The 23,265-nt window shown below is 69.0% G+C and carries 25 protein-coding genes; 15 read left to right on the top strand and 10 right to left on the bottom strand.

The genetic code is table 11. From position 1 onward, the window contains the following. Positions 1-27: 27 nt before the first annotated feature. A complete protein-coding gene (locus tag AC6F7H_RS18120) occupies positions 28-465 on the top strand; it encodes a glutaredoxin domain-containing protein (protein ID WP_500757995.1) in 438 nt (145 codons plus the stop codon). Between the two features lie 194 nt (positions 466-659). Here AC6F7H_RS18120 and AC6F7H_RS18115 read toward each other — a convergent pair whose 3' ends face one another. After that, entirely contained in the window at positions 660-1,397 is a 738-nt protein-coding gene (locus tag AC6F7H_RS18115) for a VOC family protein (RefSeq protein ID WP_500757994.1), read from the bottom strand. Between the two features lie 221 nt (positions 1,398-1,618). Beyond that, a complete protein-coding gene (locus tag AC6F7H_RS18110) occupies positions 1,619-2,518 on the bottom strand; it encodes a GNAT family N-acetyltransferase (protein ID WP_500757993.1) in 900 nt (299 codons plus the stop codon). A 485-nt stretch (positions 2,519-3,003) separates the two neighbouring features. Here AC6F7H_RS18110 and AC6F7H_RS18105 point away from each other — a divergent pair, with 485 nt between their 5' ends. After that, complete coding sequence (locus AC6F7H_RS18105) at positions 3,004-3,489, top strand: VOC family protein (protein ID WP_500757992.1); 486 nt, start codon at positions 3,004-3,006, stop codon at positions 3,487-3,489. 206 nt (positions 3,490-3,695) lie between these two features. Here AC6F7H_RS18105 and AC6F7H_RS18100 read toward each other — a convergent pair whose 3' ends face one another. After that, positions 3,696-4,226 carry a hypothetical protein gene (locus AC6F7H_RS18100; protein ID WP_500757991.1) on the bottom strand — a complete coding sequence of 177 codons (531 nt, stop codon included), beginning with the start codon at positions 4,224-4,226 and terminating at the stop codon, positions 3,696-3,698. A 196-nt stretch (positions 4,227-4,422) separates the two neighbouring features. Here AC6F7H_RS18100 and AC6F7H_RS18095 point away from each other — a divergent pair, with 196 nt between their 5' ends. Together AC6F7H_RS18095 and AC6F7H_RS18090 are read left to right on the top strand one after the other, a co-directional pair. After that, a complete protein-coding gene (locus tag AC6F7H_RS18095; protein WP_500757990.1) occupies positions 4,423-4,584 on the top strand; it encodes a hypothetical protein in 162 nt (53 codons plus the stop codon). Positions 4,585-4,680: 96 nt separating this feature from the next. Next, positions 4,681-7,833, top strand: a complete 3,153-nt coding sequence (locus tag AC6F7H_RS18090; RefSeq protein WP_500761901.1) for a DEAD/DEAH box helicase — start codon at positions 4,681-4,683, stop codon at positions 7,831-7,833. Positions 7,834-7,864: 31 nt separating this feature from the next. On the opposite strand, the gene AC6F7H_RS18085 is transcribed toward AC6F7H_RS18090, so the two are convergent. After that, complete coding sequence (locus tag AC6F7H_RS18085; RefSeq protein WP_500757989.1) at positions 7,865-8,536, bottom strand: ATP-binding protein; 672 nt, start codon at positions 8,534-8,536, stop codon at positions 7,865-7,867. 195 nt (positions 8,537-8,731) lie between these two features. Here AC6F7H_RS18085 and AC6F7H_RS18080 point away from each other — a divergent pair, with 195 nt between their 5' ends. The 4 genes from AC6F7H_RS18080 to AC6F7H_RS18065 all read left to right on the top strand — a co-directional run bounded on the left by AC6F7H_RS18080 (position 8,732) and on the right by AC6F7H_RS18065 (position 11,234). Next, positions 8,732-9,577, top strand: coding sequence for a helix-turn-helix domain-containing protein (locus AC6F7H_RS18080; protein ID WP_500757988.1), 846 nt, complete (start codon positions 8,732-8,734; stop codon positions 9,575-9,577). Further along, the gene (locus tag AC6F7H_RS18075; RefSeq protein WP_500757987.1) at positions 9,577-9,789 is read left to right on the top strand and encodes a DUF397 domain-containing protein; all 213 of its coding nucleotides are present in this window, start codon (positions 9,577-9,579) and stop codon (positions 9,787-9,789) included. The genes AC6F7H_RS18080 and AC6F7H_RS18075 overlap by 1 nt, the downstream gene beginning before the upstream one ends. 54 nt (positions 9,790-9,843) lie before the next feature. Then, positions 9,844-10,038: a hypothetical protein gene (locus AC6F7H_RS18070; RefSeq protein ID WP_500757986.1), complete on the top strand. Its 195-nt coding sequence runs from the start codon at positions 9,844-9,846 to the stop codon at positions 10,036-10,038. 422 nt (positions 10,039-10,460) lie between these two features. After that, entirely contained in the window at positions 10,461-11,234 is a 774-nt protein-coding gene (locus AC6F7H_RS18065) for an LppU/SCO3897 family protein (protein ID WP_500757985.1), read from the top strand. Between the two features lie 231 nt (positions 11,235-11,465). Here AC6F7H_RS18065 and AC6F7H_RS18060 read toward each other — a convergent pair whose 3' ends face one another. Further along, positions 11,466-12,059 carry a TetR/AcrR family transcriptional regulator gene (locus AC6F7H_RS18060; RefSeq protein ID WP_500757984.1) on the bottom strand — a complete coding sequence of 198 codons (594 nt, stop codon included), beginning with the start codon at positions 12,057-12,059 and terminating at the stop codon, positions 11,466-11,468. A 136-nt stretch (positions 12,060-12,195) separates the two neighbouring features. On the opposite strand from AC6F7H_RS18060, the gene AC6F7H_RS18055 reads away from it, so the two are divergent. Both AC6F7H_RS18055 and AC6F7H_RS18050 read left to right on the top strand, forming a co-directional pair. Continuing rightward, positions 12,196-13,548: an NtaA/DmoA family FMN-dependent monooxygenase gene (locus AC6F7H_RS18055; RefSeq protein ID WP_500757983.1), complete on the top strand. Its 1,353-nt coding sequence runs from the start codon at positions 12,196-12,198 to the stop codon at positions 13,546-13,548. After that, positions 13,545-14,555, top strand: a complete 1,011-nt coding sequence (locus AC6F7H_RS18050) for an LLM class flavin-dependent oxidoreductase (protein WP_500757982.1) — start codon at positions 13,545-13,547, stop codon at positions 14,553-14,555. The genes AC6F7H_RS18055 and AC6F7H_RS18050 overlap by 4 nt, the downstream gene beginning before the upstream one ends. 126 nt (positions 14,556-14,681) lie before the next feature. On the opposite strand, the gene AC6F7H_RS18045 is transcribed toward AC6F7H_RS18050, so the two are convergent. Then, entirely contained in the window at positions 14,682-15,083 is a 402-nt protein-coding gene (locus tag AC6F7H_RS18045; protein WP_500757981.1) for a ribosomal maturation YjgA family protein, read from the bottom strand. 152 nt (positions 15,084-15,235) lie between these two features. After that, positions 15,236-15,784 carry a GNAT family N-acetyltransferase gene (locus tag AC6F7H_RS18040; RefSeq protein WP_500757980.1) on the bottom strand — a complete coding sequence of 183 codons (549 nt, stop codon included), beginning with the start codon at positions 15,782-15,784 and terminating at the stop codon, positions 15,236-15,238. 401 nt (positions 15,785-16,185) lie between these two features. On the opposite strand from AC6F7H_RS18040, the gene AC6F7H_RS18035 reads away from it, so the two are divergent. The 4 genes from AC6F7H_RS18035 (at position 16,186) to AC6F7H_RS18020 (ending at position 19,311) form a co-directional block, all read left to right on the top strand. Then, positions 16,186-17,400: a glycosyltransferase gene (locus tag AC6F7H_RS18035; RefSeq protein WP_500757979.1), complete on the top strand. Its 1,215-nt coding sequence runs from the start codon at positions 16,186-16,188 to the stop codon at positions 17,398-17,400. A 434-nt stretch (positions 17,401-17,834) separates the two neighbouring features. Then, complete coding sequence (locus AC6F7H_RS18030) at positions 17,835-18,566, top strand: dienelactone hydrolase family protein (RefSeq protein ID WP_500757978.1); 732 nt, start codon at positions 17,835-17,837, stop codon at positions 18,564-18,566. Between the two features lie 221 nt (positions 18,567-18,787). After that, positions 18,788-18,973, top strand: coding sequence for a hypothetical protein (locus AC6F7H_RS18025; RefSeq protein ID WP_500757977.1), 186 nt, complete (start codon positions 18,788-18,790; stop codon positions 18,971-18,973). A gap of 41 nt (positions 18,974-19,014) precedes the next feature. Beyond that, positions 19,015-19,311 (top strand): hypothetical protein, encoded by a 297-nt coding sequence (locus AC6F7H_RS18020; RefSeq protein WP_500757976.1) that lies wholly within the window; start codon positions 19,015-19,017, stop codon positions 19,309-19,311. Between the two features lie 411 nt (positions 19,312-19,722). Here the strand turns inward: AC6F7H_RS18020 and bla are convergent, their stop codons facing one another. Both bla and AC6F7H_RS18010 read right to left on the bottom strand, forming a co-directional pair. Further along, positions 19,723-20,649 carry a class A beta-lactamase gene (gene bla / locus AC6F7H_RS18015; RefSeq protein WP_500757975.1) on the bottom strand — a complete coding sequence of 309 codons (927 nt, stop codon included), beginning with the start codon at positions 20,647-20,649 and terminating at the stop codon, positions 19,723-19,725. Positions 20,650-20,787: 138 nt separating this feature from the next. Beyond that, a complete protein-coding gene (locus AC6F7H_RS18010; RefSeq protein ID WP_500757974.1) occupies positions 20,788-21,321 on the bottom strand; it encodes a GNAT family N-acetyltransferase in 534 nt (177 codons plus the stop codon). 139 nt (positions 21,322-21,460) lie between these two features. On the opposite strand from AC6F7H_RS18010, the gene AC6F7H_RS18005 reads away from it, so the two are divergent. After that, positions 21,461-22,111 (top strand): TOPRIM nucleotidyl transferase/hydrolase domain-containing protein, encoded by a 651-nt coding sequence (locus AC6F7H_RS18005; RefSeq protein WP_500757973.1) that lies wholly within the window; start codon positions 21,461-21,463, stop codon positions 22,109-22,111. A 124-nt stretch (positions 22,112-22,235) separates the two neighbouring features. Here the strand turns inward: AC6F7H_RS18005 and AC6F7H_RS18000 are convergent, their stop codons facing one another. Beyond that, on the bottom strand, positions 22,236-23,159 hold the full coding sequence (locus AC6F7H_RS18000) for a phosphotransferase family protein (RefSeq protein ID WP_500761899.1): 924 nt from the start codon (positions 23,157-23,159) through the stop codon (positions 22,236-22,238). Positions 23,160-23,265: the final 106 nt, after the last annotated feature.

Genomic DNA, 23,265 nt, shown 5'->3' with positions numbered 1-23,265 from the left:
GTCCCCTCGTCGATAGTCTGCGTCCTCATGACGCGTGCTTGGATCCTGCCGATGCTGCTGGTGCTCTGCGGCTCGGTTCTCTCAACCAGGCTGTTTTTCAGGGGGAGCCCCGGCACAGCCGCAGCGCTCCTGCTGCTGTTCGCACTGTTCGCGTGCCTGAACTCGCCTCTGGTCTTCCCGAGGTCGACCAGCGCGCTGGAGGCACAACGCCGCAGCGCGGTCGACGGCCGGCCGATCGTCTTCTGGCGGCCGGGCTGCACGTACTGCCTGCGACTGCGCATCCGGTTGGGCCGCAGCGCCCGCAGCCTGCACTGGGTCGACATCTGGCGCGATCCGGCCGGAGCGGCGGCGGTGCGGGAGGCCAACGACGGCAACGAGACCGTACCGACCGTCATCGTGGCAGGCCGCCCGCACACCAACCCCGATCCGGCATGGGTGCGCGAACAGCTCTCCTCTTCCACCTGATCGGGAACGACGCCTCGGAGAGGACTCGCTGACGACCTGCTGTGGATTCTGCGGCCCGCTCCGCTCGTGGCGTTCCTGACGTCCGATGACGCACGCTGGATCACCGGGGACGCCGTTCCCGTCTCCGGCGGCATGCGCTGACGCCAGGCGGTCTTCGCCGCTGCCCCGAGAACGGCCGGAGCCGCTGCTCAAGGTCAGCGAGGAGTGAGGAGGCAGAACTCGTTGCCCTCCGGGTCGGCCAGAACCGTCCAGGGGATTGCGGACTGGTCGATACCGGGGTCGGTGGCGCCCAGGGCGCGCAGCCGGGCTTCCTCTGCTGCCAGGTCGTCACCGGGGTAGGGGCGGACGTCGAGGTGGACGCGGTTCCACCCTCTCTTGGTGTCGGGGGTGCGGAGGAACTCCAGGTAGGGGCCGACGCCCTGGGCGGAGCGCATGGTCGCGTGGTCGTCGGTGACCTCGTGCAGCGTCCAGTCCATCGCCTCGCCCCAGAACCGGGCCATCGCTCGTGGGTCGGTGCAGTCGACCACCACCGCGGCGATCGGCCCGGTGTCCCGGTAGGTCGGGCGGGGCTCCAGGACGCAGAACTCGTTGCCCTCCGGGTCCGCCATGACCGTCCAGGGGACGTCGCCCTGACCCACGTCGGCGAGCGTCGCTCCGAGGCCCTTCAGGCGCGCGACCAACTCCGCCTGATGGGCGGTCGAGGTGGTGGCCAGGTCAAGGTGCACCCGGTTCTTCACCGTTTTTGGTTCCGGGCGGGCGACGATGTCGATGCAGACGGCCACGGGGTCGGGGTAGGCGAAGCCCACGGGTTCGAGGTTGGTCACACCGGGCGCCTCGCTGTCGACACCCCACCCCAGTGCCTCCGCCCAGAACCGACCGAGCACGGAGTCGTCCTGGGCCTTCATATTGATCTGCACGAGTCTCGTTGTCATGCGCAGATCCTAGAAGCCGCCGCCGGCCCGGGCCGCCGCGATCAGACGTGCGCTCGGCCCGGCGCTGACCGTGGTCGCCCTCGTCGAGACCGTGCGAGTCCTTGGTGGTGTGGACTGACGACGAGACGGTGGCCGCCGGCCACAGCAGAGATCCCGCACGTCGCGGACGAGGGATCCGGTCCCGTCCTCGGACCGGACCCCTCACCGCGTGCTGCTCCTCGCTAGGCCGCTGGGCGCGTCGGGTGGAAGTTGATGCGTTCGCTGACGACGGGGAAGCCGGCCTTGGCGAAGTTCGCGGCCATGGGGAAGTTGCCCCGGTCGGTCGCTCCGCTGATGAACTCCGCGCCCTGTTCGACGAGGAAGTGGGTGCACTCCGCGAGGAGGTCGTAGGCGTAGCCGTGACCGCGCTGTTCCGGGACGACTCCGATGAAGCCGACGGTCGGACCGGAGGGGTTGTGGGCCGGGATGTGGATACCCGCCAGGTCGCCCTCCGGCGTGTACGCGATCTGCCACCACTCCCGCGGGGAGGGACACCAGTGGAAGAAGTCGAGTTCCTCCTGGGCGGCCTGGTCGAGGCCGCCCTCCTCGATGGCCCTGAGCGCGTGGGCGTCCAGAGTGACGGAGTGGATGCGGCGCAACGCGTCGAAGAACACCGTGTCGTCGGGTTCGGCGCTGAAGCGCAGGCGTCCGGGCCGCCCGGGCAGGCCTCGCTCCGGGGTCCAGTGGTACCGGAAGCGTTCCACCAGGAGTTCGTACCCGGCGGCTCGTGCGGCGGCGAAGCGTGTCCCGGCGGCGGCGCGCAGGTCGGGCTCGTCCCGCCAGCCGGCCGGCAGGTTGATCTCGATTTCGACCTGCCAGGGGGCGGAGCGCAGGAGTTCGGCCCCCGCCTCCTCCTCGCCCTCGGTCACGTCGAACCAGTTGATGGTGAGGGGTTCCGAGTCGTCGGGGCCGCCCCACCACGCGCCGCGTGCGACGACCTCGCCGTCGCGCAGGGCGACGCGCTTCCAGTCGGGGCGGAACCGGGTGCGCCGATGTCCTTCACGGGCGCCCAGCGGGTCGGGGAGTTCGTCGAAGAGTCGGGCGTCGCTCGCGGTGAGCGCGCGGATGACCGGATCGGTCATGGATTCCTCCGGGATGCAGGCTGCTCGGAGCGCTCCCGGTCAGAAGTGACGAACCACGCCGGGACAGCGGAAAAGGGAGCGCTGGAAAGGTGTGAACCGCACGGCACTCGCCTCCTTCCGTCCATCTCAGGGCGTGGAGCCACACCGTACGTGCTCTCCCGCGGGCCCGTCCAAGGATTTCCGCGACCCGGGGAAGGAGGGGGCCGCGGGACGATGCAGAGCGCGCCCAAAGGCCTGCGGGGCCTTGAGACTCCACCCATAGATCGTGATCGTCGTGCCTGACGCGGTGTCAACGCCTCTGTCGGCGGATGAGTAAGCGAGTTGGCGAGCTGTGCCTGCCGGGTGGCAGGACAGGGGCTGCAGGTGGTCTGCGGGCAGGCACCTGCAGGGTCACATCGACGCTTGACCTCAACCAGACTTGAGTTTTTAGGTTCCTTCCAGAGCCGCAGGAACCGACCAGCGGCGCCTTTTCAAGGAGGTTCGCCGTGCCCGAGCACACCGCCCGCATCGAGATCCCCGACCGCTACCGCCATGCGGTGATCCCGCACATCATGGTCGACGACGCCGCCGCGGCGATCGACTTCTACCAGCGGGCGTTCGGCGCCCGTGAGGACTTCAGGATCGACGCCCCGGGCGGCGGAATTCTGCACGCCGAGATCACCATCGGGCGATCGACCCTGATGCTGGGCGACGCCGGCGCAGACGAGGCGGAGGCCGCCTCCTTCGCCGCGCCGACCTCGCTCGGCGGAGGTACGTCCGTCACGCTGCATGTCTTCGTGCCGGACGTCGACAGCCTGGCGGAACGCGCGGAAGCCGCCGGCGCCGAGATCCTCCAACCGCCGAAGGACATGTTCCACGGTGACCGCACCGTCATCCTCAGGGACCCTTCCGGGCACATATGGGTATTCCTGACCCACCTGGAAGACGTCTCGCAGGAGGAGCTTCGACGCCGCCTGGCTGCCGCCGGTTGACTGGATCCCGCGCGCGGTGTTCCGGACCGAACACCGAGCGTCGTACCCGACGGAACCCGCCGACCGAACCGCTCGATCATGTCCGGGCTGCTTGCCACCGGTGGGACCGGTCGAGCCGGGGCGATGGGCGCACAACCAGACCACCGAACAGCGCGAACACCGGGGCGCCGGCAGGCTCGTGCCTCGCGCTCAACCGCCTTGACCTCCTACAGCTGGTCCCCCCTGCCGGCTGGTTCCGGAGGATGCATCCCACCACCGTCCTTGATGTCATCTTCACAGGTGCGTCGGTCGTAGGACTGGTCATTGGGGATCAACAGCACTCCGGCAACCTGCTCAGGGTGCTCGACATCGAGCCAGTCGTCGCCCGTCCGGGCACCGTCAGGCTCGGGCCACGCCCCGGACGAATAGACCGTCTGACACCCCAACGCCACGCGCTTCTTGTCGACCGCGCAGGCGTCCACTGCGGGGCCGGAATATTCGTCGGCGCCGTCGAAGCGGAAGTGGAAGTTGACCTTGTCACCTTCGGCGGGCACCTGCGGGTGGGGCTCAAGGCGCCAGTCAACGACCTCGGCGGTGACGCCGAGAGGCTGCCCATACGTGTTCACGACCTGCACCCTCACACCGGCCTCACCGCGCTCCGCCGTCGTGTCGGTACAGCTCCAGAGGAAAGAGCAGCCGGACAGGGCGAGAATCACCAGAGCCAGCGGGGCAACGGCGAGTACCCGTGCAGGTAACACTGAGATGACCTCCGGTCGGGGTGGGGCGGAGCAGTGTATCCCGGGGCCTGGCAGCTGCCGAAGGGAGCACGGTCGCTGCTCTGCACTGCGACCTGGTACACAGCCTGAACGGACAGAAGCGGTACCAGGAAGCGCCCACCAGCACCCAAGGACCGGCCGACACACGCCCGCCTCTGTCGAGGTGGCGCTGGTTTTCGTGGGTACGGCTCTGGGCATCCTCCAGGTCCTGGGCGACGACTCGCTCTCCCACCTCCTCATCGCCCTGACCCTGTCGGTCGCCGCCACAGCAGCAGTCCTGACCACGCGCTACGGACGCCTCGTGCTGTCGTCGCTACGGGGCGGACTGGGCAATCTGTAGGCCACCCCTCCTGATCTCGCACTGCGGTCACGCCTCCGGTTGTCAGTCCCCCCTGCTAGAACTGAGGCACACATCGCCGTGGTGATCGAGAGGATTCTGGTGGGAGACATAGCGGAAGGCACGCAGCCGGTCGCGGGAGCCTACGAGAAGCTGATCACTGACGGCGTGCGTGACGAGTTGCAGCACCTTGCAGCCGCGGGGTGGAAGGCCATCGACGCCGAGGTCAGCGCAGAGTCCTCACCTCATGTGCTGGCTCGGCACATCGGTGAGAGCGTGGCTCGCCGCCTCCAGCAGCTACCGCCCCACCAGCAGGTTCCCTTCGCCAACCAGATCCTGGCGTCCCTAGACACCAACACTGGTGAGCAGAGTCGCACCGAATCCGGCGGCACCATCGTGGACGGACCTCGCCAGTTGCTGGCCCTTGCCGAGCAGGAGGCTCCGGGGGCCTACGCGATCCGTCCGCTCACCCCCCTCTCCGAAACGTCGCTGCTCACCAACTCCCCGGAGGACCTCAGCCTGGGTTCAGAGCTGAGGGCCGAATTGGCCACCGCGGACCGGATCGATCTGCTCTGTGCCTTTGTGAAGTGGTACGGCATCCGCGTACTGGAGGACTCCCTGCGTGCCGCAAAAGAGCGGGGCGTACCCATCAGGGTCATCACCACCACTTACCTGGGCGCAACGGACCGCCACGCGCTCGACCGTCTCGTGCGCGACTTCGGTGCGACCGTGAAGGTCAACTACGAGATCCGCTCGACACGGCTGCATGCCAAGGCATGGCTCTTCCGTCGCAAGACGGGATTCGACACCGCCTACGTCGGCAGCTCGAACCTGTCACGGGCCGCGCTGTTGGACGGACTCGAGTGGAACGTACGTCTCTCCTCCGTCGCCACGCCCGCGGTATTGGACAAGTTCGAGACGACCTTCGACGCGTACTGGAACGACACCGCTTTCGAGACGTATGACCCCGACCTTCACGGTGCGCGTCTCGATGGAGCCCTGGCACAGGCCAGTGGAAGCACCTCTACGACCGACCTGAAGATCAGTCTTTCCGGTCTCGAAGTACGTCCTTTCCCCCATCAGCGGGACATGCTGGAGCGGTTGAGCGTCGAGCGCGAGCTCCGCGGGCGGCACCGGAACCTGCTCGTTGCGGCTACCGGCATGGGAAAGACCGTGATGGCCGCCCTCGACTACCGCAGCATCTGCCGGTCGGCGACCGGTGGTCGGCCACGACTGCTGTTCGTGGCCCATCGCAAGGAGATACTCAAGCAGTCTCTGCGCACCTACCGAGAGGTGCTGGATGACGCCTCGTTCGGGGAACTGCTGCATGGCGGCGCGGACCCACGCGACTGGAACCATGTCTTCGCCAGTGTGCAGTCGCTCAACGTCCAAAGGTTGGAGCGGTTGGCTCCCGACCACTTCGACGTCATCGTCATCGATGAGTTCCACCACGCCACCGCCGCCACATACCGACGCGTCCTCGAACACTTCACGCCAAAGGAACTGCTGGGCCTCACCGCCACTCCGGAGCGGATGGACGGGCTCAACGTTCAGGACGAGTTCTTCGAGGGACGCATCGCTGCCGAGATGAGGCTCTGGGAGGCGCTGGAGAACGACCTGCTGTGCCCCTTCCACTACTTCGGCATCCCGGACGGCACGGACCTGACGAACCTCAACTGGAAGAAGGGCTCCTACTCTGATCAGGAGCTCGGCAATCTCTTCACGGGCAACGAAGCCCGAGCCCGCATCGTGGTCAAGCAGATCCGGGACAAGGTCTCCAGCCCCAGCGCCATGCGGGCCCTTGGTTTCTGCGTCACCAAGGCGCACGCCCACTTCATGGCGGAGTTCTTCCGCAGGGCCAACTTCCAGGCCGTGGCGCTGGACAGTGATTCGCCTGCGGACGTGCGCTCCCAGGCGTTGTCCGATCTGCGGGACGGCAAGCTTCAGGTGATCTTCTCGGTGGACCTGTTCAACGAGGGGCTCGACATCCCGGACGTCGACACCTTGCTTCTCCTGCGGCCCACCAACAGCGCGACCGTTTTCCTTCAGCAGCTTGGGCGAGGGCTGAGGCGCACCGAGACGAAGCCCGTACTCACCGTGCTCGACTTCATCGGACAGCACCGGGCGGAGTTTCGCTTCGAGGAACAGTTCCGAGCCCTGACCAACCTCTCGCGGAACCGGCTCGTCGAGCACATCGAGCGGGACTTCCCCCAACTGCCGTCTGGTTGCCAGATCATCCTGGAGGGCAAGTCGAAGGACCTCGTCCTCGAAAATATCCGGACCCAACTGGGCACCACGGTGAAGACGTTGGTGAAGGAAGTCAAGGAGTACAGCACCCCGCGTCTCGCTGACTACCTCCGGGAGAGCCGTCGAGAAATCAAGGAGCTGTACAAGAGCGACAACTCCTGGACGACCATCCTTCGCCGAGCGGGCCTACTCGACGATGCATCCCCAGCCGGCGAGGCTGCCTTGCTCAAGCGCGTTCACGCCTTCCTGCATGTGGATGACCCCGAGCGGGCTCAGGCGTACCTGCGCCTCCTGGAAGACGACGCTCCGCCATACGAAGCGCTGGACCCGTCCAACCAGGCGTATGCCCGCATGTTGTTCTTCAACCTGTGGGACAACGCCGGCGGATTCACGAGCTTCGAGGAGGGCCTGGCGTCCCTGCGCCCACAGCAAGCGCTCCGGGACGAACTCCGGCAGGTGCTGTCGTACGTCATCCAGGAAGCCGATCACTTCCCGATCCCCCTGTCGGGCCACCTCAGCCAGGTCCCGCTGAAGGTCCACAGCGCGTACAACCGGTCGGAGATCCTGGCCGCTCTCGGTGTCGCGCGCTTCGGCGGACAGATGCCCAGGTCTTTCGCTCAGGGTGTGCAGTGGGTCGATGAGCTCCAGACGGACGCACTCCTCATCACTCTTGAAAAGAACGAGAAGGACTTCTCACCCACGATCCGCTACAAGGACTACGCACTGAACCCTTCTCTCTTCCATTGGGAGTCCCAGAACGCCATAGCAGCCGACTCCCCCACAGGCTTGCGCTACCAGCAGCACGCGCGCCGCGGCAGCCATGTCCTTCTGTTCGCGCGCCGCTACAAGAACACGGACACAGGCAAGCCCCAGCCGTGGATGCTCCTCGGCCCGGCAACCTACGAGAGGCACACCGGCAGTAAGCCGATGGCGATCACCTGGCGTCTCAAGCACGACCTCCCTGCCGACGTGTGGACGTACTCGGCCGCCATCGCGGCAAGTTGATCCAGTCACGCCGGTCCGGGAGCTGCTTACCTCAGGAGAACCGAGCCTCGGTCTCGGCCTCGAAGTGCGCTTGGGCCTGGTCCAGTACGTCGTCGGCGTCCCGTCCGTACACGCGGCACCAGTAGAGGAGATCGGTGATGATGTCGATCGCCGCGTCTTGGGCAACCGTCGTTCCCAACCGACTCTGACCAGGCCCCAGCGGCATTGACACCTCTCCGCCGTACAGGCTCAGCAGATCCGCGGCTCGGGCCAGCCGGGGAAGCGCTGCGTGCCGGCCTGCCCTGGCAGCACTCACCCGCAACTCGCACCAGGTGGCCTTTCGGTCACCGCTGAGGTCGACTCCCCAGCGGTCGCTGACGGCTTCGATGAGCGCCATCCCCCGCCCCGCCTCCGCCTCGACGTCCGCGCAGGCAAGAGTGGGAAGCGCACGGGGGTCGGGGTCATGTACCTCAATACGCAGGTGGGTGCTGTTCAGCGAGGTCACGAGCGTGGACGGCGTCCCGGGCCCGACGTGTTTGATGACATTGGCGGCGAGTTCGCTGACGCAGAGCTCAGCGCTGCCCCTCAGTTCTTGCAGCCCCCAGCACTCCAAGTGCGTTCGCAGGGCCCTCCGCAAGAAGGACACCTGCTCGGCATCGGCCAGAAACGGCAGACTCCACTGCCTCGTTGAAATCCATCGAGAGCCGTCCACGTCGTACCCCACTCTCTGACTCGCACCTCTGTTGGCGCACGGTGACATCGTCACGACTCAGAGTTGCAGTGAAACTCTCAAAATGGAACTCTCTCCCTGGAGGAGTGGGAGCGCGACTCCCTCTCGCACGCCCCCAGCGCAAACCGCCTTGCCGTCCAGAGCGAGAGACCACGACGATCTACCGGATCGACATGAAGGGCCACAGACATGGCAGTCGGACCTACCACCCGCAGGCGCCAACTGGGAGCCGACCTGCGCCGCCTCAGGGAACTCAAGGGACTGACCCTTGAGGAAGCGGGCGCCAGAGTCGGCATCTCGAAGGCGACACTGAGTCGCTACGAAACGAAGGAAGGCACGGTCAAGTGGCCTTCCGTAGACGCTCTTTGCCGCGAGTACGGCGCGACGGAGGAGGAACGCTCAGCCCTGGTCGAACTGGCGAAGGGCGCCAAAATTCAGGGTTGGTGGCGCTCCCTGGCCGACCCCATCCCCGAGTCCATGAACCTCATGCTCACCCTCGAAGACGAGGTTGTACGTGAGGACCACTACGCCTGCATGTACATCCCTGGCCTCCTTCAGACCCGCGTGTACGCCGAGGCCGTGCACCAGGCATCGGAAGTGCAGTGCGAAGCGCGCGAAGTGCAACACATGGTTGATATCCGCATGAAACGCCAGGAGTTGCTGGACCGCCAGGAACCGCCGCACATCTGGTGCGTGATCGACGAGGCGGCGCTCCGGAGGCAGGTCGGTGGCCGTGAGGTAATGCGGAAGCAACTGGAGCACCTGCTCGCGATGACTCAGCGTCCGCACATCACCGTGCAGGTGCTGCCGTTCGCATGTGGCGCTCACGCGGCGGCCGTCGGCAGTTTCGCCGTCCTACGCGGACAGACTCCCGCACTGGACGTGGTGTACGTCGATCTTCTCGGTGGCGGCTTGTTCATGGAGAAGCCACAGGAACTGGAACGTTATAGGTTGGCGTTCGAATACCTCAGCGCACAGGCACTCGACTTCGAGGCCTCCGCCGATCTCATCGACCGGGTCAGCAAGGAGTCCTGATGACGACACCGTCCGAGCCCGACTGGTTCAAATCCTCCTACAGCGGCGGCAGCGGCACCGAGTGCGTGGAGTGCGCGCGGGTCGTTGGCGGCATGTGGGTGCGTGACTCGAAGTGGCGGGGCGGGCCGGTACTGGCCGTCACGAACGCCTCCTGGCAGGCGTTGTTGGACACGGTGGGATGTCGTGCACCGGGCCTTCGACCGGAGAGCTGAGCCGATTCGTTCGGGTCACGTCCGATGGCCGAGGTTGTCGTTGATGATGTCCACATGGCTCACCGCATCAACGCTCTGACCTCGACCATCGGCCTCCTTGTCGGCCTGATGCTGCTCATCGTTTCCGTTCAGCAGTACCGCTCCGGGGCATCGGCGCTCTGGGTCGCGGCTGGAGCTGCGATCTTCCTCGTCACCTTGTACACGTTCGTACGGGACATGCGGCGGCTGCGCGCCGGGCGGATGTCCTGATGAGCGGTGTCGGCCTCGAAGGGTCGCGCCCGGCCGGCGTCACGGCGGGACATTCTCAGCACAAGTCACCTGTATAAAGGGACGCTTGGAACGACAGGACACGGTGGGAGACGGTGAAGGCCGGCCACCGTGGAGGCGCGTGGCGGGCGGGGCGCCGGAAGAGGGGGCAGGTGGCAGCGTCGAGGATGGTGTGGGGGAGCCGGACCCGCACCTCGAACTGGCCGCGGAGGCGGGTGACGTCGGGGCGATGAAGGCTCTCGGCAAGCACCTTCACGAGTCCCATGGCGACCTGGAGCACGCCGAGCGGTGGCTGCTCGCCGCGGCCGAGGCCGGGGACCGCGAGGGGGTGGGATCACGGGAGTTCGACTCTCAGCGGCGCCAAGATAGTTAACATCGCCTGAGCCTCGGCGGGGGAGGGCATCGTGGCAGGCGCATCCAGTGATCATTCCACTGCCAAGTTGTTGGCACTGATCGGCGGAATCGCATCCGTGCTGTCGATCCTGACCTGGCTGGGCGTGAGCAACGCGGCGGAGCTGAAGGACCTGTTGGCCGACTCGCCCCCATCCAGTTCCAGCCCAGCCCCGTACACGCCTTCGCCGACCGTCCACACCCCCGACAGCCCTGGCATCAGTGAGGGGAACACCGACGAGTCCGACCCCGAGCCGTCGACACCCACTCCGGATCCCACCGAAGAGGCGTTCAAAGCCGTCTCGGCCGGCGACTGCCTGGCGGTCCACGACACGGGCCGCGGGGGCACCACCAGCATCGACTGGAGCGTCGATGTTCCGCCGGACCCCGTGTCCTGCGCCGGCGAGCAGGCGCAGGTCCAGGTGAGCGCCACCGACACGGCCTGCCCCACCAGCTATGGGAAGTCGTACTGGAGCTATCGGTCCGCCACCACCGGCAACACCACGAAGCTCTGCCTCACCCGCGTCTACCACGCCAACTACTGCCTGCTCGGCCAGCAGTCCGGCGACTCGATCTCCTTCGGCCTGATGACGGCCGTGGACTGCCGACGTGAGCCGGTGCCCGTCCCGTACAACCAGATCATGCACATCACAGGCGTCTACCGCGCCCCGGCGGGCGCCGACGCGAACAACTGCCGCCGGGTGGCAGGCGACCAGACGCGCTACTGGGCCACTCTGGTGGACGACGGCGCCACGCTGCTGTGCACCACGATCTACCAGGGTGGCTGACCGACAACTCAGTTCCTCCCACCCTCGCCCAAGCACGCCTGTGAGAAGACAAGTTCAGCCGGCCGTGGGTCTGTGTAGCGACCGCATCGGTTCGCCGGGTCGGGGCAGGCCGCGGTCTCGAGGGGGCGTCCGCCCCAGTGGTCGAGCGTGCCGTCGGCCGCCGGTGTCACGCCGGCGGCTCGGCTCGGCCGGCCGGTGGCTCGCCAACGGTCTTGGCAGGGTGTGGCCCGGCTACGGTCGACGGTCGGCTCCGCCTGCGTAGCCGGTCTCCGTCATCGCCCTCAAGGCCTCCAGCGAGGTGCTGTCAGCGGTTCCCGCACTCCTGACCCACGCCAGGGACAGTGCGGAGAGGAACAGGGTGTCGGCCTGGACCGAGGCCCGTGCGGTTCCGTCGCGCTGCGCGGACCGGAGCAGCTCGTCGGTGATGGCGGTCAGGTTCTGGCAGGACACGGCGAGCGGGGAGTCGCCCTCCTCGAGGGCGCTGATCACCGGGTCGGGCAGCCCGCTGAAGAGGCTCAGGTAGTCCTCGAGGACCCGCATCCACTGCCGCAGCGCCTCGTCCGGGTCCGCGATCCGTTCGATCTCGGCGCGGCGGGCGAGCAGTTCCTCCCCGCGGACGTGCAGGGCGGCGGCGAGCAGGGCCTCGCGTTGGGGGAAGTGGCGGTAGAGCGTGGCGGGGCCGACGCCGGCGTCCTTGGCGATCGCCTCCAGTGAGGTGCCGATGCCGTGTTCGGAGAAGTGGCGGAGTGCCACGTCGAGGATCTTGGCGCGGTTGCGCAGTGTGTCGCTGCGCGGCCTGCGCTCCCCTGACTGCCCGCTCGCCATGGCGGCCCTCCCGTACTGCCGTAACTCTGAGCCTTGACGTAACGGAGGCTACCTCCGTATCGTCCCGAGCGAAAGTGGATGCTGCCTCCGCTTATGGGTGCGGGGCGACGGTGTCCCACATCGCTAGGGATTCGACATGCATAAACCACAGATGCACCTGACCGTCCAGCTCATCGGCGGTACGGGCATCGAACAGGGCGCCTGGCGCTGGCCCGGGGATCAGGCGGACGCCTTCATCGACGTCGACTTCCTCGTCCGGGCGGCCCGGACCGCCGAGCGGGGCAAGCTCGACGCGATCTTCTTCGCCGACACCCCTGCCGTCACGGTGGACCTGGCGACGAGTTCACCGCAGGCGGCCCTCGACCCGGTCGTCGTGCTGACCGCCCTCGCCCGGGAGACCGAGCGCATCGGGCTGGTCGCCACCGCGTCCACGACGTTCAACCACGCCTACACCGTCGCCCGCCAGTTCCGCGCCCTGGACCTGGTCAGCGGCGGCCGGATCGGCTGGAACGCCGTCACCACCTCGCACCCCGCCGCCGCACTGAACTTCGGCGCCGACATCCCCGACCGGGCCGAACGCTACGCGCACGCCGAGGAGTTCATCGCCTCGGTGATGGCGCTGTGGGGCAGTTGGCCCGAGGGCGCGCTGTTGCTGGACACCGAGAACGGGCACTTCGCCGACGCCGAGCGGATCCGACCGGTGATGGTGCGCGGACGGCGCATGTTCTCGCGCGGCCCGCTGGGCCTGCCACCGTCCCCCCAGGGCCAACCCGTCGTCTTCCAGGCCGGCGGCGGCGCCAACGGCCTGGCCCTCGCCGGTGCCTACGCGAACGCCGTCTACAACAACCCCTTCGACCTCTCCTCCGCCACCGCCCACTGGCAGGCGGTCCGGCGGGCCGCCGAGGCGTACGGCCGGAACCCGGACCACATGACGGTCTTCAACGGCATCGTCACCTCGGTCGCCTCCACCGAGCGCGAGGCGCTCCAACGGCGCCGGGAGCTGGACGAACTCGGCGACCTGCCGTCCAAGGTGGCCTACCTGGGCACCCAGATCGGCGTCCCGCTGACCATGGACGACCTGGACGAGCCGGTCGACGAGGAGCTGCTGCGCGACGCCCACGCCCACCCCGGCGATCCGCGCGCGCCGCTGGCCCTGCGCCTGGCGAAGGAGGGCCGGACGGTGCGTGACGTCATCGCCCACGGGCCCATTCAGTACCACCCGGTGGCCCTGGGCACCCCCGAGCAGGTCGCCGACATACTGCAGCACTGGTTCGAGGCCGGTATCGGGAACGGCTTCAACATCTCCCCCGACGCCGCCGACGGCGTGGCGGACTTCGTCGACCACGTGGTGCCGATCCTGCAGAAGCGCGGCGTGTTCCGCACCGAGTACGAAGGCACCACCCTGCGCGACCACCTGGGCATCCCCCACCAGAACGGACCGGCCGCGAACCACCCGGCCCTTCGCAACCCCAAGGAGCGGCAGGCATGAAACTCTCCCTCGTCGAACTCGGCGCGGTCACCCCCGGCACGGACAAGACCACCGCTCTTCGGTCGGCCCTCGACGCAGCCCGCCAGGCCGAGGAACTCGGCTACCACCGCATCTGGTACACCGAACACCACAACACCCCCGGATTCGCCTCCCACGCCCCGGAGTTGCTCATCGCCCTGGCGGCGCGCGAGACGAACCGGATACGCGTCGGCTCGGGCGCGGTGCTGCTGAACCACTACAGCCCCTTCAAAGTCGCCGAGACCTTCCTGCAACTCGAAGCCCTCAGCCCCGGCAGGATCGACCTCGGACTCGGACGCGCCACCACCGGACCCGTGACCGACCTGGCGCTGCGCCGGGACCGCACCGCACGGCCCGTGGACGACTTCGACGGTCAGGTCCAGGAGATCCTGGCCTACCTGCACGGCGCCTTCCCCAAGGACCACCCCTTCGCGCAGATCGACCTCACGGCGGGCGTGGCCACCCGGCCCGACGTGTGGCTCCTGGGCTCCTCCGGCAGCAGCGCGCACCTGGCCGGACGGCTCGGCCTGGGCTATGCGTTCGCCGGGTTCATCAATCCCGCGCGGGCCGAGCAGGCTCTGCTGGAGCATCGCCGTGCCTTCACCCCCACCGCGTTCGGAAGCACGGACCACCGCGCGATCCTCGCCGTCAACGTCGTCGTCGCGGACACCGACGCCGAGGCCCGGCGCCTCGTCTGGTCCACCCGTGCCCTCTACGCCCGCCTCGGCCGTATGGGGCCGTCCGCGACGATCCCGACCGTGGCCGAGGCCGAACGGGAACTGAGCAAGGCGGAGAAGGACGCGCCGACGGTCATCTCCGACGGCCACTGGCCGCGCCAACTGGCGGGCGGCCCCGAGACGGTGCGCGAGCAGCTCCAGCTGATGGCCGCCGCCACAGGCGCCCAGGAGATCATGGTGCAGGACATCATCCCCGACCCCGACGCCCGTGCGAAGTCCCGCGCCCTGCTCGCCGACGCGCTCGGCATCTGAGGGCTATGGCTACGCTCACCTGCGGCGATGGCTGTCCGAGCGGGTTATCCGATGGGCCGAGTGGACCTCGGCCGTGAGTCCGGCCCCGTCGCGACGGAGTTCACGGTCCGGGGCAAGCCGGGGAACTCATCCTTGACCGACGGTGGTGACCACAGGACGCCGTGCCGCTGTGTGCACGAGCGTCGACAGGACGGCGCCGACCGCGTACCAGAGCAGGTCGGGCGCGTTGAAGGTGGAGCCCAGGACGAGCCTGGCGGCGAGGCTGTGCACCGCCAGCTCACCGGGGATCCCGGTGAGCTGGAACAGCTCCACCGCGCAGCTGAAGCCCAGGGCCGCGGCGGCGGCCGCCGTCGGCTTCACCCGGGGCGCGACCAGCACCACGAGCACGTGGACCAGGACCGTGTAGAGCGCGTCGCCCGCGTACTTGGCGATGTCACCCGTCATCACGGCCCTGATCCCCAGACCCGCCGCCAGGGTCGACAACACCGCCGCGCAGGCGGCCAGGCGCGTGCGCGTGAGAAGTCCCATGCCCGAACCCTACGCGGCCACGCTGTTCAGGAAACGAGCTCGAATATTCAACCAGGGCAGGTCGAGCTCGTCGTCAAGGAGCCGGGCGCACCGCGCCGAGGCCGAGGACCGATCGGTGGCCCCGTGGATCCGTCGCGCCGTCGGGTACGCGCTCAACCGGACGGCGTGACCGGGGACCACATGCCGAACCACTGCTCGGCGTCGAACTCCTCGAACCGCTCCACCTCGGTGAACCCCAGCTTCGCCGCGAGGCGCATCGAGCGGTCGTTGGCGGTCTGGGTGCAGAGCACCACCGGCTCGCCGGGAAGCGCGTCGGCGAACCAGTCGAGTGCCGCCGCGCACGCCTCGGCGGCGTACCCGTATCCCCATGCCTCCGGCAGGAACACGTAGCCGAGCTCGGCCTCCCCGGCATCCGGACGGAGGTGTCCCGGACGCTCCGCGTCGCGCCGGTCGAGCGAGACCGTGCCGATCACCGCTCCGTCGAGCTCGATCACGAAGACGCCGGGACGCCGCCCGGGTACCTCGGGCACCGCGCGCTCGAGCTCATCACGCGGTCGGGGGCCGCCGAGGTAGGTGTGCACCTCCGGCGAGGCGAACAGTTCGATGAACGCCGCACGGTCCCGGGCCTCGGACTCGCGGAGCACGAGCCGCTCGGTCCTGATCGGGGCAGGCGGCCAGGCGACGGGTCCGAGCTCGGTCATGGCGGGCAACCTATCGCACGCCTGCCCGGCAGAGCGGCAGCCTCGAACGCGGCCAACGCCGAGGCGAGCTGTCCCAGTTCGACACGAAGTGGCCGACGACCCGGCGCCCGGACGCCGGGTGCAGTGGCCCACGCCGCTCCGATGTCTCGGACACCCGAAGCCCTATGCCCGACTTCTGTATTCCTGTGACCCGTTCACCGAAGGCCTTCCAACTGGCTTTGTTCACGAGTTCTGGACAGCGGATGTACGGGGGCTTTGAACAGCACGCCGACGTGGCGGTGTTCGATGTTCATGAGTAACGACAGCACCCATGGACTCGGGGTCGCAGCAGTCAGGAGGCTGAGGGGTCCCTGTGGTCGGTGACGGTGACCGGACGGCACTTCGCCGAGGAGAATCACTCCATGCGGATTGTGATCATCACCGCCGGTTCACGGGGAGACGTCGCGCCCTACACGGGACTGGGGCGGCGGCTGCTGGACGCGGGCCATCAGGTCGCCGTGGTTGCACACCCGACCTTCGCCGCACTCGTCGGCGGGTGCGGTCTCGACCACCGGCCTGTGCCGGGAGACCCGCAGGGGCTGATCCGGGACTGGGCCCGGGCGACGTCGCGGGAGGAGGTCCGGGCGCTGACGAGGGCGTACGCGGACGGGCTCGCCGACGGGGTGGCAAAGGCCGTGGCGGGCGGAGCCGACCTGCTGCTCACCGCCTTCGGCACGGCACCGCTCAGCCGGACGGCCGGTGAAGCGCTCGGTGTCCCCGTCATCGGCACCTACCTCGTACCGGCGTTCGCCACCGGACGGTTCCCGTTGCCCAACGCGCGGAGCACCGGCGACCTGGGGACGGAGGGAAACCTCGCCGCGGGCCGGGATGTGCTGAGGCGCGCGGAAGGGGTCTTCGCGGGCGCCGTGCCCCGGCTGCGGGCCCGCCTCGGGCTGCCCGCCGGCGCGCCCCCGGCACCGGTGGACATCCGGCCGGTCTTCCACGGCTTCAGCCCGCTGGTGGTGCCGCGCCCCGAGGACTGGCCGGCCCGGGTCGAAGTGGCGGGCTACTGGTGGCCCGCGCGGCCGGACGGCTGGCGACCCGCGGCCGAACTGGTCGACTTCCTCCAGGCCGGTCCGCCCCCGGTGTTCATCGGGTTCGGCAGTATGGCACCGGGGCAGGGGGAACGGCTCGGTGAGCTGGTGGCCGCGGCGGTGCAGCGGGCAGGCGTGCGCGCGGTGGTGCAGGCGGGGTGGGCCGGACTGAGCGGCTGCGGCACCGACGTCCTGGCCGTCGGCGACGTCCCGCACGACTGGCTGTTCCCCCGCACCGCCGCCGTCGTCCATCACGCCGGGGCGGGTACCACCGCGGCCGGACTGCGGGCCGGGGTGCCCGCCGTGCCCGTACCCGTCATGGCCGACCAGCCGTTCTGGGCGTCTCGGCTGTACGAGCTGGGAGTCGCCCCCCGGCCCGTGCCGTTCCAGGACCTCACTGCCGAAGCCCTCGGCGACGCGATCACGGCCTGCCTGTCCGAGCCGGCCCACCGCCGCCGCGCGGCCGAACTCGCCCGCGGGATCGCCGCAGAGGACGGCGCCGCTACGGTGCTCGCCCACATCGGCTCGGAGAGCACCGGGTGAACCCGGGCGGCCAAGGAGGTCGGCAAGGCCGGGGCTGATGGCGCGGTACGGAACTCCGAGCCGGTCGGCCACTTGTGCCGTCGTGATCGGCGTGCCGACCAGATCGCAGGTGTGCGCGCTGTGTCGTGCCGGACCCGCTGCGGTGATCGCTGCGGCCTCGGCTGGATCCGCGCGAGAAACCGCGGCCGGGGCGCCGTCGCCGAACGCGGACTCCACCGCCCCGTCGGCCGGAGAAGCGTGACGCGTCGAGTGGCGGCTGTCGGCCGGTGATATTGCGCGGACGCGGGCGGGTGCTGCGTGGTACGTTCGGCGCCGCCGTGCGCTGCTGCGAACCGAGGAGGTGAGACCGATCAACGCTGTGACAGGTCGGGGCTCCCTCCTTCGCATGGTCTGGGGAGTGCCCGCAGAAGGCATCCCGAAAGGCTCAGAACGCTATGCGCTTCAGCTCTGAGACGTCGTCCGACGGCGTCCGCGAACAACTCTTCACCCTCGGCGAGATCCCCGGCGTGCTGTGGTCGCCGGAAGGCGCCGCCGGTACTCGGCCCCTCGTCCTGATGGGGCACGGCGGCGGTCAGCACAAGAAGGCTCCCGGCGTCGCGGTCCGTGCGCGGCGCTTCGTGGCCGAGTGCGGTTTCGCGGTGGTGGCGGTGGATGTGCCGGGCCACGGCGACCGGCCGAAGGACGAGGAGTACGACCGGATCGCGACCGAGAACCAGGCTCGCGTGGCGGCCGGGGAGGATCTGGCTCCGCTGATCGCCGGTTTCCAGGCGCTGGTGGCGCGGCAGACCGTCCCGGAGTGGCGGGCGGTCCTGGACGCGGTCCAGCAACTCGAGTACGTCGGCGCCGGCCCGGTGGGCTACTGGGGTGTGTCGTTGGGGTGCGGGCTGGGTGTTCCGTTCGTCGCGGCCGAACCCCGGGTCCGTGCGGCGGTGTTGGGCCTGGGCGGGGCACTGGCGTCGGCCGGGGCCGCCGCGCGGATCACCGTTCCGGTGGAGTTCCTGGTGCAGTGGGACGACGAGCGGGTGCCGCGGGACCAGGGCCTGGCGCTGTTCGACGCCTTGGGATCGGCCGAGAAGACCCTGCACGCCAACCCGGGCAGGCACGGGGAGATCCCGGTCTTCGAGCTGGACAGCACGCTGCGGTTCTTCGCCCGGCACCTCGGCTGAGACCGCCGCCCGCTTCCCCCTGCGCCACCGGATGTGCCGCGCCCCGTGGTGAGGCCACCCCGGGCCTTTCGCGGAGCCGCACCGAGAACCGGTGCAGGGGGTACGCGTTCACCTGGAAGGGTGCCGGGACGGTGCACTCCAGGTGAACGCGTCGCTCACCCATAGGTGGGAAAAAGGGTCCGACTGCCGTCCTCCCCGGGCCTGCGTCGCCCCGCGCGCCCATGAGCGAGGTGGTCGGTGGCCGAACCACCAGGCGCACGGGGCTGCCCGGCCTGGATATTGAGGACATGGCGTCCCTCGTCTTCATGCCCCTGCCCGGACTGGTCATCCCGCTGACCGCGCCGGCCTTCGTCGATCAAAATCGGTTCGAAGCGACGGCTGCACAGGATGAGGGCGTGAAGACGTAGAACACTCCTCGTGGAACGGGAAGAACAAGGAGCAGAAGACTGTGAGCGCACAGCGCGCAGAGGCACCGATCCCGGCATCACTGCCCTTGAGGACCATCGGCGACATTCGGGCTGCGCTGCGGTCCGGACTTGGGTTCCCCGGCGATCAGGAGACCTTCGAAGCCGATCTCCAGCAAGCGCTGGAAGCGTCCTCGGAGGCTGATCTCCATGCGGTCGCGTCAGTGATCGTCGATCATCGGGGACGGATTCGCCTCTACCAGGATCCGGACTTCGACATCGCCGTACAGGAGGGTCAAGAGCTGACGGCGCAGCTGAAGCAGGGGAGCCCGAACGCGTGAGCGGTGTGATCGCTGCCATTACCGTGCGGGCTGCCCAACGAGCGAAGGAATGGGGAGTCGAACGGGGATTGGAAGCGTTGCGGCAGGAACTGGAACAGGCTCCTCGTCTCGGGGTGCGCCTCGGACCGGCGCGCCAGGACGGCACGAAGGTGCGGAAGACAAGAACCGAGCCCCGAGACAACGTGCCTGGGTCCGCCGTGGCCTATGCGTACACACCGTCGCCCCCGCCCCCGACGGTGGCTGTTGTCGCCCTGACTCCGGACGACGCGGCGCGTTCGGACTGACATGTCCTGCCGGGCCCGGCGTCGGTGGCCCGTGGAGTGGAAGTGCACCGGGCCCACACCGTCTCCGAGCCTCACCGTCTCCGAGCCTCGGTGCACAGGGCTGACAGGTCGGTACCTGTTCCAGGGGTCAGGTGAGCGCTCTCGCCAGGAGGGTGGCGGTTTCGGCGATCAGCGGGTTGTCGGGGGAGGCGTCGGGCTCGTGTTTCGTCGTGAGGACCGCCATGACCAGGGGTGAGCGGCCCGGGGGCCACGTGATGCCCACGTCGTGGTTGGCCCCGTACATCCCGCCCCCCGTCTTGTCGGCGACGGTCCAGTCGGAGGGCAGGCCGGCGCGCAGTTTCGCGCCGCCCGTGGTGTTGGCGAGCAACCAGTCGGTGAGCCGCTCGCGGTCGCCGACCGTGAGCGCGGTGCCGAGAACCAGACGGGTGTAGGTCCGTCCGACGGCGCTCGGGGTGGTGGTGTCCGTCGTGCGCCACGGTTCGGCGGAGTTCAGTGCGGGCTCCCACCGGTCGAGCCGTGTCGTCCTGTCCCCGATCGAGCGGCAGAACCGGGTGATCGCGGTGGGTCCTCCCAGCTCCCGGAGCAGGAGGTTTCCCGCGGCGTTGTCGCTGTGGCAGATGGTGGCGGCGCACAGTTCCGCGACCGTCATGCCGTCGGCGAGGTTCTCCGGCTTGCCGGTGACCGGTGCGTAGCCGGAGTCCGTGACGTCCTTCCCGGTGTACCGGATGCGCCTGGCCAGGAACTCCCCGTCGCGGTCGAGGTCACGCAGCACGGCCGCGACGGCCAGTGTCTTGAAGAGCGAGCAGACGGGGAAACGCTCGTGCGCGCGGTACCGCACCGTCCGGCCGGTGGCGGCGTCGCGGGCGTAGACCCCCAGCCGGGCGGAGTGCCGCTGTTCGAGCTCTCTCAGCCGGCGCGTGATCTCGCTGCCGCCCTCGGGTGTCGACGCGTGGGCGTTTCCGCTCGTAGGTAAGGCTGTGGCCAGTGCTGCTCCGGCTCCCAGGGCGAGCACTTCACGCCGGGACGAGGGCTTGCCTGCGGTATTCAAGATCATCCTTTCCTCCGGTCAGGGTCTCCACTGTCAAGAACACCCGTCCGGATCATCTGGTTCCGTCCGAGGGGAGGTGCGCCCTCCGGGGAAACCGGGCAACAGGGCAGCCGGCGGCTCCGGTCGGCCGGGGACGGCCCGCGCTCAGCCATCCGTCTCCGTGTCCGTTCCCGTTTCCACGTAGCCCATCCTGCGGTTCATCGCTATCGCGTTCGCGTTGGCCGGGTGGTGGAAGGTCCGGACCGTGCTCGCTCCGGACTGCCTGACGAACGCCATCCCGAAGGTCTTCATGGCGATCGAGATGCCGCGGCCCCGGTGGCCGGCCCGTACGCCGGTCATCTCGTTGAAGAGGAAGCCCTCCTGGAGGGACGTGGCCGCCATGCCGATCCACTCGTCGCCGTCCAGGGCGATCACGATGCCACGCGGGTCGTAGCCGGCGGCTCCGAAGCGGCGCTCGGCGTACTCCTCGTACGTGTAGAACTCCCCGCGCTCGGGGATGTCCGCGGAGCACTCCTTGTTCAGTGCGTACAGCGCGCGACGGTGTTCCGGTGTGTCGCCCAGTTCGGCGAGGGTGGTCAGGCGGATGCCGTCCTCGCGGCACCGTGCCACATACGTCTCGAAGTGGGGTGCGTCAAACGCTGCGACGTCCAGTTCGAGCTTCACCCACTGGTTGGTCATGTTCGCCTCCATCATGTTCTCCCACCGTGCGTCGGCCGGACTCCTCATACTGCCGCCCGTCCAGCCGAGGAGAAGACCGCCGAGGCCCCGACGGAGAAAATCCGTACCGTGCCGGCCGGAGAGGGCGGAGACTCTTCGCATGGCCGACATGGGGGCGTTCCGGGAAGCAGTCGTCGCGTGGGACGCCGGTGGACCGGGTGAGCCCGCGCGCGAGCTGGCGGCGCGGTTGTCCGTCCGGGCGGTCGTCCTGCTCGAAGGGCCGAGCGACGCCGCGGCCGTCGACGCACTGGCTGAGCGGCGCGGGCGGGACCTGGAGGGCGAAGGGGTGTGCGTGCTGCCGATGGGCGGTGCGATGAGCGTCGGGCGCTTCGCCCGGCTTCTCGGGCCGTCACCCGGCCTGGGCCTGCGCCTCACGGGACTGTGCGACGTGAGGGAACGTCCCTTCTACGCCCGTGCCCTGACCGGGCCGGCGGTGGCCGGGTCGGCACAGCCGCAGCGGTTCTTCGTCTGCGCGGCGGATCTGGAGGACGAGCTGATCCGCGCGCTGGGTGTGGCACGGGTGGAGGAAGTCGTCCGGGCCGAGGGCGACCTGCGTGCCCTGCGGACGTTCCTGCGCCAACCCGCGCAGCAGGGCCGCACCCCGCAGCAGCAGCTGCGGCGCTTCCTCGGCACGAAGAAGGGGCGCAAGGTCCGTTACGGCCGCGTCCTCGTCGAGGCCCTCGAACCCGACCGCGTACCCGCCCCGCTCGACGACCTGCTCGCCGGCCTCTCGACGCATCCGTCGACTTGACTTCGGCTCAGGGCCGGGCGGACCCGTGGCGGGCCGCTCATCCATGGACAGGAAGAACGGTCCGACTGCCGTCCTCCCGGCCTGCGCCGGTCGCGGGCCCGGGCCGTGGGGAACCGTCCGCTCGTTACGCCGACGGCAGGAGGGCCAACGCCTCCTTCGCGTTGTGCTCGGCGATCCCCCGCATCGCCGCCCGGTGCGGGAAGTCGCCGTCGAGGAGGCGCAGGGGGCCGGCCACCAGGGAGAGACGCATGGCGAGCATGTAGAGGTCGAGCCGTGCCGGATCCAGGTCGGGGCGGGACAAGGCCGGGTACCGCTCACCGAAGCGGATCTGAAGGAAGACGTGCTCCCACTCGACGTCGAAGAACATCAGCCCCTCGATGTCGATCAGGACCGGGCGTCCGGAGGCGTCGACCAGGACGTGGTCGGGCCCGAGTTCGCCGTGGATCAGTCCGTGGCTCGTCCGAGGCGGGACGACTGCGGCCAGCTCCTGGAGGCGGTCGTGCAGAGGGGGCGCGGCTGACCCGATCCCGGGGTCCCGTCCCGCCGCGTCCGCCAGATCCTCGAGGGCACGCTCGAGGACCAGTTGCTCGCACGAAGCACCGCTCGCCTTGTCGCCCCGTTCGATCACGTCCACCCTGCCGTACCGCCGGCTGTGCTGCCGGTGCATCACGTCGAGCATGGCGGCCAGCTCGCCCAAGGCGTCTGTTGCGCGGGTGGGGTCCGTCGCCAGAAGCGCTTCGAGGGTGCCACCGGCCACGTCCTCGACCACCGCGACGTCCGCCGGGTACCGTCGGCGGCTGTCGTCGGCCAGGAGCACTCCGGGAACCCGGACTCCGAGGCGGTCCAGCCTGCGCTGAGCGGCGAGGAAGGGGGCCAGCCCGGAGGCGGGGGCGAACGGGTGGGCCGCGTCGGCGTCTTCCGAACCGGGCCAGAAGTTCTCGGACTCGGCCCAGCTGTAGACGATCACACTCGCTGCCCGCGGTCCGTCGACCCGAACGCGGTAGACCCCCTTCTTGCTCCCGCCCCGCAACCGGTCCACTGCGACCATGTGGAACCCGGATCCCAGCGCCTCGCGCACGATCCGGAGCACGGGGGCGGCGAGTCCGGACTCGGTGGTGATGGCCACGGAGATGTCGACGGCATGTGCGTCGCTG

This window comes from Streptomyces sp. MMS24-W38 (assembly GCF_059889265.1).
This window is presented reverse-complemented; position numbering and strand designations above follow the sequence as displayed.